At 34.0% G+C, this 16859-nt stretch carries 21 protein-coding genes; 11 read left to right on the top strand and 10 right to left on the bottom strand.

Annotation, left to right across the window (positions count from 1 at the left end; all coding sequences use genetic code 11):
• Positions 1-16 precede the first annotated feature (16 nt).
• The 5 genes from BAU27_RS02925 to BAU27_RS02905 form a co-directional block, all read right to left on the bottom strand.
• A complete protein-coding gene (locus BAU27_RS02925) occupies positions 17-376 on the bottom strand; it encodes a DUF2768 family protein (RefSeq protein ID WP_071745016.1) in 360 nt (119 codons plus the stop codon).
• Between the two features lie 11 nt (positions 377-387).
• Complete coding sequence (locus BAU27_RS02920) at positions 388-981, bottom strand: dienelactone hydrolase family protein (protein WP_071745017.1); 594 nt, start codon at positions 979-981, stop codon at positions 388-390.
• A 3-nt stretch (positions 982-984) separates the two neighbouring features.
• Complete coding sequence (locus BAU27_RS02915) at positions 985-1320, bottom strand: antibiotic biosynthesis monooxygenase family protein (protein ID WP_071745018.1); 336 nt, start codon at positions 1318-1320, stop codon at positions 985-987.
• A 183-nt stretch (positions 1321-1503) separates the two neighbouring features.
• Positions 1504-1683: an H-type small acid-soluble spore protein gene (locus tag BAU27_RS02910; RefSeq protein ID WP_001025738.1), complete on the bottom strand. Its 180-nt coding sequence runs from the start codon at positions 1681-1683 to the stop codon at positions 1504-1506.
• Positions 1684-1749: 66 nt separating this feature from the next.
• Positions 1750-2964 (bottom strand): helix-turn-helix domain-containing protein, encoded by a 1215-nt coding sequence (locus BAU27_RS02905; protein WP_071770076.1) that lies wholly within the window; start codon positions 2962-2964, stop codon positions 1750-1752.
• A gap of 119 nt (positions 2965-3083) precedes the next feature.
• Here BAU27_RS02905 and BAU27_RS02900 point away from each other — a divergent pair, with 119 nt between their 5' ends.
• Positions 3084-4352, top strand: coding sequence for an MFS transporter (locus BAU27_RS02900; RefSeq protein WP_071745020.1), 1269 nt, complete (start codon positions 3084-3086; stop codon positions 4350-4352).
• A gap of 109 nt (positions 4353-4461) precedes the next feature.
• The gene (locus BAU27_RS02895; RefSeq protein ID WP_071745021.1) at positions 4462-4986 is read left to right on the top strand and encodes a COG3014 family protein; all 525 of its coding nucleotides are present in this window, start codon (positions 4462-4464) and stop codon (positions 4984-4986) included.
• Between the two features lie 40 nt (positions 4987-5026).
• Here BAU27_RS02895 and BAU27_RS02890 read toward each other — a convergent pair whose 3' ends face one another.
• Positions 5027-5920, bottom strand: a complete 894-nt coding sequence (locus BAU27_RS02890; protein ID WP_071745022.1) for a LysR family transcriptional regulator — start codon at positions 5918-5920, stop codon at positions 5027-5029.
• A gap of 163 nt (positions 5921-6083) precedes the next feature.
• Between BAU27_RS02890 and BAU27_RS02885 the strand changes: the two genes are divergently transcribed.
• The 4 genes from BAU27_RS02885 to BAU27_RS02870 are packed head-to-tail and all read left to right on the top strand — an operon-like array spanning position 6084 to position 11039.
• On the top strand, positions 6084-7076 hold the full coding sequence (locus BAU27_RS02885) for an ABC transporter ATP-binding protein (protein ID WP_071745023.1): 993 nt from the start codon (positions 6084-6086) through the stop codon (positions 7074-7076).
• Positions 7054-8079: an ABC transporter substrate-binding protein gene (locus tag BAU27_RS02880; RefSeq protein ID WP_071770075.1), complete on the top strand. Its 1026-nt coding sequence runs from the start codon at positions 7054-7056 to the stop codon at positions 8077-8079. The genes BAU27_RS02885 and BAU27_RS02880 overlap by 23 nt, the downstream gene beginning before the upstream one ends.
• Positions 8080-8091: 12 nt before the next feature.
• On the top strand, positions 8092-9762 hold the full coding sequence (locus BAU27_RS02875) for an ABC transporter permease (protein WP_071745025.1): 1671 nt from the start codon (positions 8092-8094) through the stop codon (positions 9760-9762).
• Complete coding sequence (locus BAU27_RS02870) at positions 9762-11039, top strand: MBL fold metallo-hydrolase (protein WP_071770074.1); 1278 nt, start codon at positions 9762-9764, stop codon at positions 11037-11039. Before BAU27_RS02875 ends, BAU27_RS02870 begins: the two co-directional genes overlap by 1 nt.
• Positions 11040-11099: 60 nt before the next feature.
• Here BAU27_RS02870 and BAU27_RS02865 read toward each other — a convergent pair whose 3' ends face one another.
• Positions 11100-11522, bottom strand: a complete 423-nt coding sequence (locus BAU27_RS02865) for a YfmQ family protein (protein WP_071745027.1) — start codon at positions 11520-11522, stop codon at positions 11100-11102.
• Between the two features lie 296 nt (positions 11523-11818).
• Here BAU27_RS02865 and BAU27_RS02860 point away from each other — a divergent pair, with 296 nt between their 5' ends.
• From BAU27_RS02860 to BAU27_RS02840, 5 genes are all read left to right on the top strand, one after another.
• The gene (locus tag BAU27_RS02860; protein WP_002158451.1) at positions 11819-11980 is read left to right on the top strand and encodes a hypothetical protein; all 162 of its coding nucleotides are present in this window, start codon (positions 11819-11821) and stop codon (positions 11978-11980) included.
• 161 nt (positions 11981-12141) lie between these two features.
• A complete protein-coding gene (locus tag BAU27_RS02855; RefSeq protein ID WP_071745028.1) occupies positions 12142-12777 on the top strand; it encodes a cupin domain-containing protein in 636 nt (211 codons plus the stop codon).
• 101 nt (positions 12778-12878) lie between these two features.
• On the top strand, positions 12879-13970 hold the full coding sequence (locus tag BAU27_RS02850; RefSeq protein ID WP_071770073.1) for a serine hydrolase: 1092 nt from the start codon (positions 12879-12881) through the stop codon (positions 13968-13970).
• A gap of 123 nt (positions 13971-14093) precedes the next feature.
• Positions 14094-14669, top strand: a complete 576-nt coding sequence (locus BAU27_RS02845) for a histidine phosphatase family protein (protein WP_071770072.1) — start codon at positions 14094-14096, stop codon at positions 14667-14669.
• Between the two features lie 89 nt (positions 14670-14758).
• Positions 14759-15133: a hypothetical protein gene (locus tag BAU27_RS02840; protein WP_000461761.1), complete on the top strand. Its 375-nt coding sequence runs from the start codon at positions 14759-14761 to the stop codon at positions 15131-15133.
• Between the two features lie 18 nt (positions 15134-15151).
• Here the strand turns inward: BAU27_RS02840 and BAU27_RS02835 are convergent, their stop codons facing one another.
• From BAU27_RS02835 to BAU27_RS02825, 3 genes are read right to left on the bottom strand one after another with little or no spacing between them, the layout of a single operon-like run.
• Positions 15152-16084 carry an alpha/beta fold hydrolase gene (locus BAU27_RS02835; RefSeq protein WP_071770071.1) on the bottom strand — a complete coding sequence of 311 codons (933 nt, stop codon included), beginning with the start codon at positions 16082-16084 and terminating at the stop codon, positions 15152-15154.
• Positions 16045-16374 carry a DUF3147 family protein gene (locus tag BAU27_RS02830; RefSeq protein ID WP_071770070.1) on the bottom strand — a complete coding sequence of 110 codons (330 nt, stop codon included), beginning with the start codon at positions 16372-16374 and terminating at the stop codon, positions 16045-16047. Before BAU27_RS02830 ends, BAU27_RS02835 begins: the two co-directional genes overlap by 40 nt.
• Complete coding sequence (locus tag BAU27_RS02825; RefSeq protein WP_071745033.1) at positions 16358-16768, bottom strand: MarR family winged helix-turn-helix transcriptional regulator; 411 nt, start codon at positions 16766-16768, stop codon at positions 16358-16360. The genes BAU27_RS02830 and BAU27_RS02825 overlap by 17 nt, the downstream gene beginning before the upstream one ends.
• Positions 16769-16859: the final 91 nt, after the last annotated feature.

Here is a 16859-nt window from a genome sequence, read left to right as displayed (position 1 = left end):
ATCTTCTTTACAACAGTCACATTCCCGAAAGAACTAACAACAATAATCCAAGTAGAAAACTAATAAAAGAAAGAAAACCGATAGAGATGGAAAAAACACGATTGTTTTTCCATTCGCGTGAGAAAACGATAAAGCCTAAAACGCAAAGGAAAAACCAAATAGGTAGAAATATAAATCGACTAACTTTCTCAGGTAGCAATGAATAAAAATTTGTTAAATATAATATCCAATTCGCAAAAAATAGAGCACATACGATGAATGATTGTAAGTATGGTCTGTTTAAAAAATTTCCTTTTTTAACTGTCATAAAAATGAGAGCTAATGCTGAAATAAAGGGAATGATTATGAATATGAGCAATAGTAATGTTAGTGGCATATGAAACTCCTTTACAACATAATTTTCATAAGAAACGAATCTATTATTTTGTATACTTGCGTTGTAGATTGTTCGTTATATGTTACTGCGGATGGATTTAAAAATCCATGTTCGCCATGTAGTTGTTTTATTCCTAATAACGGATTGTCTTGTTGATGTAATGTTTTGATCAAGGAGGATACTGAAAAACTCACTTCTTTTTCAGGGAAAATAAGCAATGTAGCGCATGCAGGTTTTATTTGTAAATAGTCGCGTATACGTGAACCGTAACATCCGATGATAAAATCTATTTTTGGATTGTTACTACAGAGCCAGGCGATGGTAGCCCCAACACTAAAGCCGATAAGTCCTATATGCGTGTAATCATTTGAAAGGGTAGAAATTACCTCATTAATTTGTTCTTTCCCATAATCAAATCCAGTATGATTCATAAAATATTGATATGCTTTTTCTTCATCACTATAATGAAATGAATTTTGTAGTTGTAGAAGGTTAGGACAGAATACATCTGTATTAGATGATGTGAAGTGGTCTATAACGTGCTGCATATGATCATTCACACCGTATATTTCATGAACAACAACGAGAGCCAATTTTTTCTTCATAAGTTACAAGGTACCTCTATGAAACTTATATTCTTTCTCAACAAGGCAGATACGCAGGTGGAAGTTTTCATACCATTGTTCACGGCCTCTTTTTTTCGCTTCTTTATGTAAGGCGTTTTTTTTCCAATTTTCAATTGCTTCAAGTGAATCCCAATAAGAAATAGTAATTCCGAGTCCCGAATTATCACGTGCGCTTTCGACACCTAAAAATCCAGTTTGCTGTTTCGCAAGATCCTCCATCTTTTCGGCAACGGCATTATAGTCTGTTGTATCATTCGATAGATTAGAAGTGAATATAACTGCATAATAGGGCTTGTTTTTTTCTAAATCAGATTTCATTATCTTTCCCCCTTAATGTATAGTGCGAATAATTAATTCATAGTTTGTATTTTAGCAGGTTAAACAAAGAAAAGAAGTAGAAGATTCTTATTTTTTAGGTGTTGTAAAACAGAGGGTAGAAGGAATTTATATTAAGTAATCTAAAGTAAGAAAAATACCACTTCAAAATCGAAGTGGCATTTCTTATATTTCCTCTAAGCTATTAACTGGAACAGTTAATTCGCGACCTGGATTTTTTACTTCATATATGCGGGCGGTTTCGTTGCTTTCGTCGACGTGTTGAATCATAACAGGCATGCCTTGAAAACTGACATTAGCATGTTCCGCTGACACAGAAAGCTCTTTAGCACGTTGAATATTCATTTATATTCCTCCCATCATTATTATCTTTGCTAAAAAGGAGGAATAATATACCATTTCTAGACATTTTTAAAGTTTTTGTATTATTTGTAATGTTTCCTTAATAAATGATGAAAAGATGGAATCCGGATAAGGTTGTATTTTTTGAGCTGCTTCGATTGCTTCTTCAAGCGCTCTTTGCTTATCGTTAAGTTTTACATAACAAAGGGCACGATATGCACCTGCTGTTGTAAGCCATGCTTGATCAAGTGGATGCATCATATAATCTGGTATTTTAGCACGTTGAAAAGCTTCCAGAGCTTCCTCGTATTTCTTTAATCCGTACAAAGCTTTTCCAGTTTCGAGGTAATACAACCCATCTTCTTGGAAAATCGGTTCGTCTTTTAGTTTTTCTCGAAATTGTTCTACATGTTCTAATGCAATTGTATATTCTTTAGTAATCGTGTTGTAGTAATACGCTTTTAATATATCTACGATCGCAACGGATAAAGTGTCTTCTGTAAAAATGGCGAATTGCTCAGATTTCTTAATGTAATGTAAATACTGTTCTTTATCAGCCGTCATGACTTTTTGATAAGATAATATGCGATAAAATTCATCTGTTTTATAATACACTTGATGTTTTTTTGAAAATGCTAATGCTTCTAATATGATTTTTTCACATTCCTCATATTTGCCACATGCGAGTAAAATAATGGCTTCTTTTAAGCACAATCTGATATGTATAATAAGATCCATTTCTAAATGGTTCGCTTCATAATCATCTCGAATACGAGCAATAAGCTGCAAACATTCCTCATACTTTTTACGTGAGAATAACGTATAAGAAAATGTTAATTTTGTTTCAGTACTGTCTCTGTATAAAATATATTTTTCAAAAATAGAAGTTGCTTTTTCAACGTAAGACTCAATGCTGTAATCTTTCATTATAGCTGCTCCAGTAATAAATTGTTTATATAATCGGGCAGTATTTAAAGTGAGAGGGAGTTCCTTTTGAACGATAGGAAGTAAAGTTTCATACACCTTATCACATTTATTAGCCTTTATAAGTTGATCCATTTGTTGAATGAGTTCTACAATTTCTACATCATCATCTTCTAGTAAAAAACTCGTTTCGCACCCAAGTTTTTCAGCGATATATTGTAATGTTTTCATGGAAGGTGTAGCTTTTCCATTTTCAATTTGACTAAGCATGCTTTTTGTCAATTCGGAACCTGCTAGTGCTGTTTGTGTAAGTTTTTTTTCTTTTCGTAATGCTTTAATTTTTTCTCCGAGAGTTGCCATATTATTGCTCCTTTATAATTAAGAAAGTTAAATACAATTTAACTTTTTGTTGTAAAAATTTGAAAGTTAATTATATAATAAGTTTAACACAATTTAACTTTTGAGGGGAGAGTGTCATAATGGGGGATGTAAGTATAGTTCCAAATGATTCAAAAATGAAGACTGCAACGAGAAATATTATTTTAATGATGATTGGAAAGATGACGTCTTTGCTAGGGGCAGGTATTTATACGTTCGCAATGGGGTTATACGTATTAAAGACAACTGGTTCAGGGATGGGGTTTGCTACTACGCTCGTTTGTGGATCACTTCCAAGGATGATCTGTGGTCCGATTGCAGGTGCTGTAGCAGACCGTGTTAATCGAAAATGGCTTGTCATTGGCACTGATTTATTAAGTAGCTTAACGATGCTTATTATGTTTATTCTTGCTACTATATTTGGACCATCACTTCTTTTTATTTATATTTCAGCAGCATTATTATCAATTTGTGCAAGTTTTTATTCTGTTGCATTAACTTCGTCTATTCCGAGTTTAGTAGATGAGGGGCGTATTCAAAAAGCGAGTGCTTTAAATCAAACGGCAGCTTCTTTATCAAATATTTTAGGGCCGATTATTGGTGGAGTTGTATTTGGTTTCTTTTCAATCAAGTCGTTCTTTTTGTTAAATAGTATTACGTTCTTTTTAGCGGTTATTTTGCAATTATTTATTGTATTTGATTTATATAAAAAAGAAGTGGCTGAGAGTAAAGAGCATTTCTTGACGAGTATAAAAGAAGGTTTTTCATATGTAAAACGACAGCATGAAATATATGGTTTAATGAAAATAGCATTGTGGGTAAACTTTTTTGCGTGTGGGCTAACAGTTGCACTTCCATACATTATCGTCCATACATTGCATTTATCTTCAAAGCAACTCGGTACTGTAGAGGGAATGTTAGCAGTCGGGATGTTAATGGGTGCGATTGCTTTATCAGTGCGTAAAGAAGTGAATAATCTGTTTCGTTCTATTTATAGTGGACTGTTTTTATTTGCGGGTTTGAGTTTATGTACAGTTTTCCCGTTGTTAGTTACCATTCCGAAAGTAGCAAGTTTTATTTACTATATTGCTTTTATGATGTTAACTGGTATATCAATTATGATTGTAAATATTCCGATGCAAGTACATATGCAAAAGACGACAGATCCGAGCTATTTAGGGCGTGTGTTCGGCCTACTTGAAACAATTGCTACTGCAATCGCGCCGCTTGGTATGATTGTATATGGATTCTTATTAGATATGTTGCCAACTAGCATTGTTATGATGACAATAGGTGGAGGATTATTGTTAGTTGTATTAGTTGGAGTAAAGCAGCATATGGCGAAAAGAAAAGTGAATGTTTCAGCTTAAAGGAAAATTTTAACGGAATAAAAATGACTAAATTAGTATTTTAGTTTTTGAAACTCTTTTTCATGTATGTTACAGTAAAGTGAGCAGGCAAAGAAAAGGAGAAAACATCATGAAAAAATTAAGTTTTGTTATGCTTTTTCTGTTAGTAGTAATGACTGGATGTAGCAATTATGATACGTATATTGAAACAGGTATGCAATCATTGAAAAATGAAAAATATAGTGATGCAACGATGTGGTTTGAAAAAGCAGAAAAAGAGAAATCAGGAAATGAAGCGAAATCATATAAAGAAATGGCCGAGAAAATGGATCACGGAGCAACAGCATTAAAAGACGGTAAGTATTTAGAAGCGAAAGATATTGCAAATGAAGTGTTACAAATGAAAAAAGACGATGCACTTGAAACAGCTGTGACATCAAATGCAGAGAATATGCTTCAAAAAGCAAAGGATGTGGAAGAAAAAGTAAATGAAAGAGTGGCAAAGAGTAGAAAGGTAGAAGAAGAAGGAATCGATAAACTTATTAAAGCTGTCGATAGTATAGATGACGTGAAAGAAAAAGAGAAAAAAGTTTCAGAAGCATTAGATAAGACTGAAGAGGCACAAGCAAAAATTGAGGCGAAGAAAAATAAATAGAGTTTTAGTTTAAAAGGCTGTCGTGTATAACGACAGCCTTTTAATTTTTTTCTGCAAAAGAAGTAATGCTATGTAGTAAAAAAGAAATTATTTTAGAATTCCACCTGTCCTCATGATGAATGGTATAAATATTACGCTGAAATTCAAAATCAGGGATCGGTATATAGCATAGCTCATTTCGATGCACTTCTTGCTCAATAGCAAGTTTAGAAATAAAAGCGACACCATCACCATATTTTAAAATTTGTTTCATCGTTTCTAATGAATCTAGTTCAATTTCAGATTGGAATGTAATGTTATGTGCTAGCATCCATTGTGTAAGTAAATCTCGCGTTGTAGATGGGTTTCGATGCAATAATATGCGTTCTTTTTCAATATCTTGTAATGATATATTTGCTCTTTTAGAAAAATGATGTTCTTTGGAAAATGCAAGAACTAGTGTATCAGGTATTATATTTGCTTGTTTTAAAAGTGGTTCATCAAATGGTGCAGCAGAAATTACCCCGAGATCAATTTCATGATTTTGTAGCATCGTACGAATTTCAGGAGCCGTTTTTACCATGAGTGTTATTTTTATATTAGGAAATTCGCATTGAAATTGGTGAACAACTTCTGGTAAAAGATAAGTCGCTGGTACATAACTAGCACCAATTGTTATAGCACCTTTATGAAAATCTTTAAACTCTTGTGTGACCCGCCTAGCTTCTTTCATAAGTGCATCTATTTTACAAGCATAATGATGTAATGCCTCGCCAGCCTCTGTTAAGAAATACCTTCCGGAACGTAATTCAAATAAAGACACACCGAGTTCCTCTTCTAAGCTTTTTATATGAAATGTAATAGTGGGTTGTTTCACGCCAAGTTTTTCTGCAACAATCGTAAGCTTTTTGTATTTCTTAATAAGCACTACAATTTCTAATTTTAAGAGATTCATTATGAATTGTCCGCCTTTTTTATTTTAACTATAGAAAAAATCTATAGAAATAAATAGTTTATTAGAAGTTTTTTAATTTAATCTTTACAGTACATTAACATTCAGTATAAATCTTCCATATAGAATGAAAGCAGGTTAAGAATGAGGGGAGAGAGGTGAAACGATGGATATTAAAATTAGTGGATTAGAAAAGACGTTTGGAAAAATGCAGGCGTTAAAACCGCTACAAATTGTAATGAAAAAAGGGGAATTTACCACACTTTTAGGGCCTTCGGGATGCGGAAAAACGACTTTACTTAGAATGATTGCAGGGCTTGAAGAGCCGGATAGAGGTGAAATATATTTTGGAGATAAGTGCATGTATTCTGGTGCAAAAAAAATAAAAACATCTCCTCATGAACGGAATATCGGTATGGTATTTCAAGATTTTGCTTTATGGCCGCATATGACAGTGTTTGAAAATGTTGCATTTGGATTAAGGGCTACAAAGCAAACGAATCATTTACGAGAAAAGGTAGAAGATGCGATAAAGCGAGTTCGTCTGCAAGGTATGGAGAAAAGATATCCGCACGAACTTTCTGGTGGACAGCAGCAACGTGTTGCATTTGCTAGAGCAATTGTAACAAAACCTCATTTTATTTTGTTTGATGAACCGTTAAGTGCACTCGATGCAATTTTGCGTGAAGAAATGCGCTTAGAGCTTATGGATATCGTTCATTCTATTGGTTTAACGGCATTGTATGTAACGCATGATCAAACGGAAGCTATGTCAATGTCAGATCAAATTATTGTCATGAAACAAGGAGAAGTATTACAAAAAGGAACGCCAGAAGATATTTATGTGAAGCCGTCTCATGAATTTGTTGCAAAGTTTGTTGGTAAGGCAAATTGGCTTGTAGAGGGTAAACAAATGATTCGTCCAGAGCATGTGAGCTGGACGAAAAATGAAGTGTGCGACATGTATACAGGTGAAATTCAGCACGTTACATATGTAGGAGAACGTTATGAAGTAAAAGTAAATATGGGGACACTCGGTGTATGGACAGCTTATCACAATAGTAAGCTAAGCGTCGGTAAACCGGTATCGTTATATGTACCAAAAAAATGTATTCATCATATAGGGGGAGAATCGTATGAAGAAATTCAGTTCGCTTAAGTCTTTATTTGTATGCACTTTACTATTTTCTGCTGTAGTAGCAGGTTGTAGCTCAAAGACAGGTAATGTAGATGCAAAAAATAAAAATACTAATGAAAAGAAAATTGTTGTATATAGTGCAGGGCCAAAAGGGTTAGCAGAAAAAATTCAAAAGGACTTTGAAAAGAAAAGCGGTATAAAGGTGGAAATGTTTCAAGGAACAACTGGTAAGATTTTAGCGAGAATGGAAGCTGAAAAGAAAAATCCAGTCGTTGACGTTGTCGTACTCGCTTCTTTACCAGCGATGGAAGGATTAAAGAAAGATGGTCAAACGTTAGCTTATAAAGAAGCGAAACAAGCTGATAAGCTTCGTCCAGAATGGTCGGATGATAAAGGACATTATTTCGGGTATAGTGCTTCAGCATTAGGAATTGTGTACAACACAAAAAATGTGAAGACAGCGCCTGAAGATTGGAGCGATATAACGAAAGGAGAATGGAAAGGCAAAGTGAATCTCCCAGATCCAGCACTTTCAGGTTCGGCTTTAGACTTTGTAACAGGATACGTGAAAAAGAATGGACAAGATGGATGGAAGTTATTTGAACAGCTTAAGAAAAATGAAGTTACAGTAGCGGGGGCAAACCAAGAAGCGTTAGATCCAGTTGTAACAGGTGCGAAAGATATGGTAATTGCGGGTGTTGATTATATGACGTACAGTGCAAAAGCAAAGGGTGAACCTGTGGATATCGTATATCCAAAAAGCGGAACAGTCATTAGTCCACGTGTGGCAGGCATTATGAAGGATAGTAAAAATGTAGCAGGTGCAAAAGAGTTTATTGATTATTTATTATCAGATGATGTGCAAAAACAAGTTTCTAAAGCGTACTTATTGCCAGGTAGAACAGATATAAAAGCTGAAAATAGACCAAATGTAGAAGAGATTCCAGTATTAAATATTGATTGGAAAACAGTTGAGAAAGAACAAGATGAAATAGCAAAACAATTTAAGAAAGTATTTCAATAAGATGGTGATTACATGGTAAATCGATTCGTATCAGTAAGACAATTTGGAGTGACGGTAGCGTTGTTACTTGTGGCGATGTTAATCGTCATTCCGCTTTGTCTCATTTTATTTTCTAGTGTATATGAAAATAGCGGTTGGAATTTTTTAAAGCCTTTTGAAGTCATGCAGAGTGGTGGATTAGCTGGGATTTTTCTAAATTCGATGCTCCTAGGTGTACTCGTTGTAATAGGAGCTACCATATTTGCATTTCCATTGGCGTTCATTATGAGCAAAACAGATGTAGGAAAGTATAGTAAGTTAGATATTGTTTTTATGATTCCATTTATGACCCCGCCTTATATCGGATCAATGGGATGGATTTTGTTTATGCAACCTAACGGCTATTTTGAACAATTTTTTCCAGGCTTAAAGTCGATCTCATCATCGTTTTTTAGTTTAGGTGGTATGGTTTTAATTATGAGTCTGCATTTATTCCCATTCCTTTACTTCATGTTGAAAAATACGTTACTTCAAATTGGAAGTAGTAAAGAAGAAGCGGCAGCAGTTCATGGTGGAAGCTTTTTCTATCGTTTAAGAAAAATAATACTACCGTTATTGTTATCAAGTTATGTGATGGGTGCTTTACTTATTTTCGTAAAGACGATTGCTGAATTCGGAACACCGGCTACATTCGGACGTAGAATAGGATTTCACGTGCTAACATCAGAAATCCATAAATTTATTTCGAGTTGGCCAATTGATTTTAGTAGTGCAACAGCATTATCTTCTTTATTACTAAGTGCGTGTATGCTTATTTGGTATATGCAAAATGTATTGAATCGAAAGTATTCATATGCCATGGTTAGTGGAAAAGGTGTGAAATCTAAAAGGTATACTTTGTCTATAGTTACACGTTTTATAGCATGGATTTATGTAATTGGTTTACTAATAGTAGCAATTGGAATCCCATACTTTTCTATACTTATTGCTTCTTTGTCAAAATTAAGAGGCGGTGGCTTACATTTAAATAACTTTACAACAAACCATTATGAGGCATTGTTTACAATGGGATCCCCAGGGTTAGAAGCTTTATGGAACAGTTTTCTTTTTTCACTTGTAACAGCGATTGTTGCTGTAATTATTGGAGTCTTTTTAGCACTTATGATTCGAAAGGGGAAAAAGTCCTCTGAAAAATGGCTTGATATGTGCGGTATGTTACCGAATATGGTACCAGGAATAGTGATGGTTGTAGGGCTTATTTTATTTTGGAATTCACCATATATGCCTATGTCAATTTACAATACACCAGTCATGGTTATCGTAACGTATGTTGTTCTTTTTTTACCTTATACGGTGCAGTATGTAAAAGCTTCGCTCGGACAAATTGATGATTCCCTTGTACAGGCAGGGAGTATTTTTTCTGGAAATTATATTTATATTTTTAGAAAAATAATATTGCCTCTTATAATCCCGGGCGTTCTTGCTGGATGGGCGATGACATTTACGATTTCGATAAGAGAGTTAGTAGCGTCGCTTCTCGTACTACCTCCATCAGTAGAAACGTCAGCAACGTTTATTTTTGCTCAATTTGAACAAGGGGAAGTATCTATAGGAATGGCGATGGCCGTTGTTTCTGTTGGACTTACAACAATGTGCTTATTACTTCTGCAACATATGGAGCAAAAACGAAAAGGGGTAGCATGATGAGGATAGAAGTATGGGGAGGAGCAGGAGAATACGGTCGTTCCTGCTACTTCGTAAAAAATAAAGAGACGAAAATATTATTTGATTGTGGTATTAATCGATCCTATGAGGATAGTTATCCAAAAATAGTGAGAGAAGTTGTTCCATTTTTAGATGCGGTATTTTTATCACATATTCATGAAGATCATACGATGGGTTTACCTTTATTAGCGAAGTATGGATATAATAAAAAAATTTGGACGACTCGTTATACGAAGGAGCAACTGCCGTTATATTATGAAAAATGGAGAAACTACAATCTGATGCAAGGGTGGAATTTACCTTATAGCGACCAGCACATAAAAGATTTAAATTATGTATGTATTGATGAGATTAGTAATCCAAATGAATGGATACAAATTACTCCTACATTGCGGTTTCAATGGGGATATAGTGGGCATGTATTAGGAGCTGTTTGGTTTTTAGTTGATATGTGTAGTACATACGTATTTTATTCAGGCGACTATTCAGCAGAGTCTAATATACTACGAGCTAATTTACCTGAGAAATTAGGCCACAATATAAAAGTTGCAATTGTAGATGCCGCTTATCATACTGATGATGTTTCGCAACATGAACGAGTAAACGAACTATATGCAGAAATTGAACGAGCTGCGGGGAAAAAAGGAATAGCATTACTACCATTGCCACCGCTTGGTAGGGCGCAAGATATCGTATTGTATTTATATAAAAAATATAAAGAACATAAAGAACATAAAGAACTTCCCATTATAGTAGATCAAGAAATTTTAGATGGATTCCAAGAGATGATTATATATAAAGATTGGATCAAAAATAATGAAGAACTTGAAGAGCTAATGGAGAGTTTAAAAAGAAACATAATAGTTATGGATGATGACAGCGGTATGCAACATAGTTATGGAATAGTTGTAATGAGTGATGCAAATATGCAAACGAAACGAGCGCAATTATATTATGAACAACTTCGGCATGAAGAACGAAATTCTATTATCTTTACTGGGTATATTGCAAAAGGGAGTTTTGCAGAAAAAGTTTTGAAAGAACGTGTAGGTAAAGAATGTAGGGTGAAGCGAGTGTCATATAAAGTTCACCAAAGTATAAGTGATGTGAAAGAGATGTTAAATACACTATTACCAGAACATACGGTGTTAGTACACGCTTTGAAAGAAGATACGGATCGATTGCAGAAAAAGCTTAGTATAGCAGGATATGAAAATGTATATTCACTTGCAATGGAATGTGTAGAATTGACTTAACATGTATAGGAAAAAAAAGAATCCATAGACATATGGATTCCTTTTTCTAATATATGAGTATTAAGCTAAATCAGCTGACACGAACATATCATTATTTTGAAGGTTTTTAGAGCGTAAACTATAAGCAACTACCTTCTTTTTATGTTGCTTTACAACATCAACATGCTCTTCATGACTATAAATATAAAATGTAAACTCTTTTTTGCCACGTTTTGCATTGATAATTAAAGGTGTGCCCTCATTGTGAGGCGGTGCATAATAGCGATCTAAAAATAAGCCTTCGTTAAAATCATGAATAATTTTGGATTTCTGTTCGCCTTCTAAATTATTTCCATTGATTGTAACAGTCACATTCTCTTCTTCAAGTTGTGGATGTGTTTCGTACTTGCTAATGATGGATTCAATAACAGAGTTAGGAAGGCTAGAAACGATAATTTTAAATGCTCCAAATACAACTAACATTACAATAAACCAAGTCGTCATAGTATTTCATCCCCTTTATCCCGCATTAATGGTCCGTAAAATCCTGGTTAGTGCGGGCTAATAATCAGTGTGGGATGATCCCCCTTACTGATTAAAATTTCACTTCATCCTATTTAACAATATAACTCATATGGTAATAGTACATATGGTTAAGTTTTGTATATTTTGTGAAAAATTTTCCTTTTCCTGAACGAAATATTAGAAAAAACAATTTTTTTACAAAAAGTTGAAATCAAAGCTTTTTATAAAAAAAAGGTTTATAATAAAAATATAACTAATTACAAGGAAGTGTAACTATGAGTACTGTAGCTATCGTATATGGTATTATTCTTTCCACAATTATTATTTTATTTTTCGTTGGGGTTTCACGTTATATTCATAAATGGAAAGAAGGCGTTGCGAAATTAAATCACATTGAAGAAGAACTTAGTGATTTAATGTTACATCATGGTAAGTAAAAGAGTTATTTTTTAACTAAACAATGTGAAGGATATCACAAAACATGCTCTCGTAATGAAAGCATGTTTTTTTGTTATGTTGTTAATAGGCACATTCCTAAAAAATTCCCATACGATACAGTGTGAAATCAGAAATGTTCGGATCGGGAAAGAGGGATAAAATGAGTAATTCAGGTTATGTTACAGATAATAAAAATTTAAAGAAAAGCTCAGGAACGCCAAATCTTTTCTTTGATTCAAGAAAAAATGTCTTTTTTAAAAGAGATGAGAAAAATGTTGCGTATGAAGTTACGTCAACACAGTTACCGGCGATGATCGGAGGAGCATTTGTTGATTTGTTTATGACGAAGGGTCATATGCGAGAACCACATTGGCATCCGAATGCTTGGGAATTAGATGTTGTTGTCTCAGGGGAAGCAGTTACATCCATTTTAAATCCCGAAACGAATCAATTGCAAAATTATCATTTGAAAGCGGGGCAAACGGTCTTTATTCCAATGGGGTGGTGGCACTGGATCACGGCCGTAACAGAAGAAGTACAATTACATTTATTCTTCAATAACGATCAGTTTGAAACAGCAGAAGGATCGGACGTACTTAGATTAACGCCTCCAGAAGTATTTCAAGCAGCTTACGGTGTAAGTGCAGAGAAGCTAGCGATGGATCTTTCACCAATTAAAGAGTCAGTTGTAATTGGGCCGCCCACATCAAATCGTTCAAAAAGTGATAAACAGACTGACGATTCAAATATAGTAGTTACGTTAAATGGACAAATAACTTCATGTGAAATAGAATAACTCTTTCTATTATTAGGAAGAGTTATTCTATTTTGTATAATTTTGTAATTGGATTCGTTATAATTATGATATAGAAGGGAATGTATTAGAGGGGGCATATTGTGAACATATTAAAGATTATAGGAATTGTTGCAGGAGTCATTATAGTAGCCGTTATAGCTTTCTTTGTTATTATGAAGTACTATTTGTCAAAAGAAGATCCTGATTACGTATTAAAGTACATAAAAGAACATAAAGGTGATAAAACATGTTCATTACTGATTAGAAAAAATGGGGAAGTATTAACATCTATAAATGAAAATGTAAAATTGCCATTAGCGAGTACGGCCAAAATCGTAATAGCAGTTGAATTTGCTAAGCAAGTATCAGAAGGGAAAATAAGTCGAGATGAACAAATTTCATTACAGGAGCTAGAAAAATATTACGTTAAAAACACTGATGGTGGAGCACATCCTGACTGGTTAGAAGATGCCAAAGCGAGAGAATTAGTGAAAAATGGACAGATTACTTTAGAAGAAGTCGCTAAAGGGATGATTCATTATAGTTCTAATGCAAATACAACATATTTGTTAGAAAAGCTTGGAATAGAAAGAGTAAATGAAAGTATAAAAGAGTTAGAGCTTACCGGTCATGACAAGTTCTCCTCATATACTGCTTCACTATATATGAGAGGATACGTAGAAAAAGAGCTTCATGAGCCAGAAACTCAATCGTTAGAAACGATACGTAACATGTCAAAAGATGAATATAATAAACATGTGTTACAAATACATGAATGGATGAAAGATGAAGAAGAATGGAAAAAACGGGATATCCCATTAAAAGTAGATATGGAATTTCAGCGGATTTGGTCAGATCGATTAGTGGGTGCAAATGCTAAAGATTATATGAGTATAATGGAAAAGATAAATAGTAGAAATTATTTTCCAAAATCAATGCAAGATGAAATTGAGAATGTTTTTAAAGGAACAGTTGAAAATAGTAAGTTTGAATATGCTGGTCAAAAAGGTGGTTCTACCGCATTCGTATTGACAAAAAGCTTGTATACTACAGATAAGCAGGGGAATAAGGTAGAAGTTGTAATCATGTTTAATGATATAGATAATCAAATTACGCACCAAAAGCTTAAAAATAATATAGATTACTTTATTCGAGATGTTATAACAAGTGAAGAATTCAGAAGAAAGTTATAATGGAATAATTTTATTATGTAAACAAAAGAGCGCTTTTTAAAAGGTGCTCTTTTCTATTCATGATACAGGATTTCCTATTTACTGCATGGAATATAGATTGAAACTAAGAAAGGAAGTTGAATAATGACTACAGTATATTTCGTGCGGCATGCTCACTCTACATATACAAAGGAGGAAAGGGAACGGCCCTTATCTGAGAAGGGACACTGTGATGCAGAGAATGTAACAAGATTATTAAAAGATAAACATATTGATGCTGTGATTTCTAGTCCGTATAAAAGGGCGATTCAAACCGTGCAAGGGATTGCGAATACATATAATTTATCAATACAACTGGAAGAAGATTTAAGAGAGAGGTTATTAAGTAAAGAGCCAGTAACAGATTTTAACGATGCTATTCAGAAAGTGTGGGAAGACTGGACTTTTGCATACGAAGGCGGGGAATCAAGCAATATAGCGCAAAGGCGTGCTGTAATATGTATGCAAAATATATTGGGAAAATATAAAGGTAAAAATATTGTAATAGGTACTCATGGGAATATTATGGTTTTACTTATGAATTATTTTGATCCGAAATATGATTTTCAATTTTGGAAAACCCTTCATATGCCTGATGTGTATAAATTAACTTTTGATAATAATCGTTTCATTTCTGCTGAAAGAATAGAGAAAACAGGTCATCGGATAAATATTTTGTAAAAGTTTATCAAAAAAAGAGGAAAGAGAGAAGGTATTGTAGAAGTATGACTTTGTAACATAAAAAATATTGGTTAAAGGAGGCTGTTTACATGTTTGAGAAAGAGAAAGAAGGGCTTATTGAAGTTCACAACGTATATGAAATCGCACCAGCAGATGGAGCAATTATAGGTATGGCAACGGAAGAAGAAATGGAGATTGCTGCTGAACTAGAGTTACAGTACTATGCCCATTCTCGTTTATTAGAAGCAAATATTCAGTTAGACGGTTCCTCCTATAAAGAGTTACTTCAGGAGTTCCAGGAGTACGAAAGAAAATCAATGAACTTTTGGAGAGCAATACATAAACGTTTAGCTGTGCCATGGGCATGGGTATTACGTATTGATGTTGCGAATGGTCCTATATATGTAAGCAATGGGAGTTCGTATTATGAAGAAGTTGATGATGACGAAGAAGACTATGAATAGATAAGTAAGGAAGCAACTTCAGTTGCTTCCTTTTTTTATTGACAATGAGTGAATGGCTTCAATGATAGTATCTGGGCGATCATTTTCTATCCCATGACTAGCATGTTCAGCCAAAATATATTGGCTATTTATTGAGAGATTTAGTTGTTCACGAATAAGTTCTTGCCACATATCTTCAAGTTGTGTAGCTTCTTCTTTTGGCATACCACCCTCAATTAATTGATTAATAGAATATTGAGGATCTCTACCGATAACGATTAATGGTATTACTAATGTTTTATGTTGTTTTTTTATTGAGTGAGCGCAATATTTCCACTCGGACAGCTCAGCAGCTGTCGCTTTATATAAGGAAGGAGATGTGGAAAATTTGATATGCTGTTTTGTTGTATGGACAAGCATTGATTTTAGTTCATTATAAAGTGCTTCTGCATCCATGTTGGAGTAAGTATGATATTTTTGTAGCCACATATCATCAGAATCAGTTTGATCAGAAACCGGTAAATGCAGTTCATCTAATCGGTGTAAGTTCATGGAAGTAGAATCAACTAAAAGAAGTGCTTGCAGCCTATCTTCATGTAACATTGCAAAATGTTGTGCGCATAAACCTCCATAGGAATGACCGATTAAAATGATTGGATCATAAATATCAAGTTCATGTAGTAACATATGTAGTTCTTTTACAACTTGCATTGTTGTACGTCGATTAGTTCCTAGCTCACTTTCTCCGTAACCTGGGCGATGATATGAAATGACTGTAAAGTTTTGTGAAAGCTTTTCTATAATAGAAAGCCAATCGTAAAATGAGCAACCCATTCCTGTTTGAATGACTACAGTTTGTTTACTACTACCTCTCATATATACTTCTACATTTTGTCCAAATATCTCTACTGATCTATTAATAGTAATTCCCCCTAAGCTTGAAATACTTTTTGGCAAGTAAAGACGATACACCAGGCGACTATGCCGAAGAGTATAGATGTACTAAGTGAAAAGGAGTTCTTTAAACCGATATAAACAATAAATAATAGTAGTGCAGATGCAGGAAATCCATATAATACGCCTAAAGCGAATTGACTTAATTCCTGTTTACTCCCACCTTCGAAAGAAATCCAAACTAAACTAAGCAAACTAATAAGAGGAAGGGCTGCGATAAAGCCACCAAGCGTACTAAAATATTTGGCAAATTCGGTTACACTCCCAATAATGAGGGCGGAGACGATGACCTTAACGAGGAAATGCATATTTTGCCTCCTTAGCTAATAACGAAAAGGCTTTTTCTATTAGTTGTTGTTCTTCTTTTGATAACTGTGATTCTAATATTTGTATCTTTTCTTTGTCTAGCAAAGTATGCTTTTCTAATGCTTCAATTCCTTCTGTCGTTAATGTAAGATTCACAACTCTTTCATCTTGTTTATTTCTTTCTTTAATGATAAATCCTTTTTGAATAAGGCGTTTTACATGTTCGGACGCTGTATTATGAGATAAACCAAGTTCAGAAGCAATTTTTCCAATTGTTATATCTTTCTCTCGAGAAATGATTTGTAAAATACGAATTGCTTGATGAGAAAGATTGTCTTCATATTCATAGCGTAAGTGATAGTATATTGTCTCCCAATGTGGATTAATGTCTTTCATATTATAATTCCCCCTGATTTTTATATCGTATTATAAGATATATTCGCTTTGTAAGAATTAAATTCCTGTTATTTTCATAATAAATGTTGAA

The organism is Bacillus sp. NH11B, from assembly GCF_001884205.1.
In the GTDB taxonomy this organism is placed as follows: domain Bacteria; phylum Bacillota; class Bacilli; order Bacillales; family Bacillaceae_G; genus Bacillus_A; species Bacillus_A proteolyticus.
This window is presented reverse-complemented; position numbering and strand designations above follow the sequence as displayed.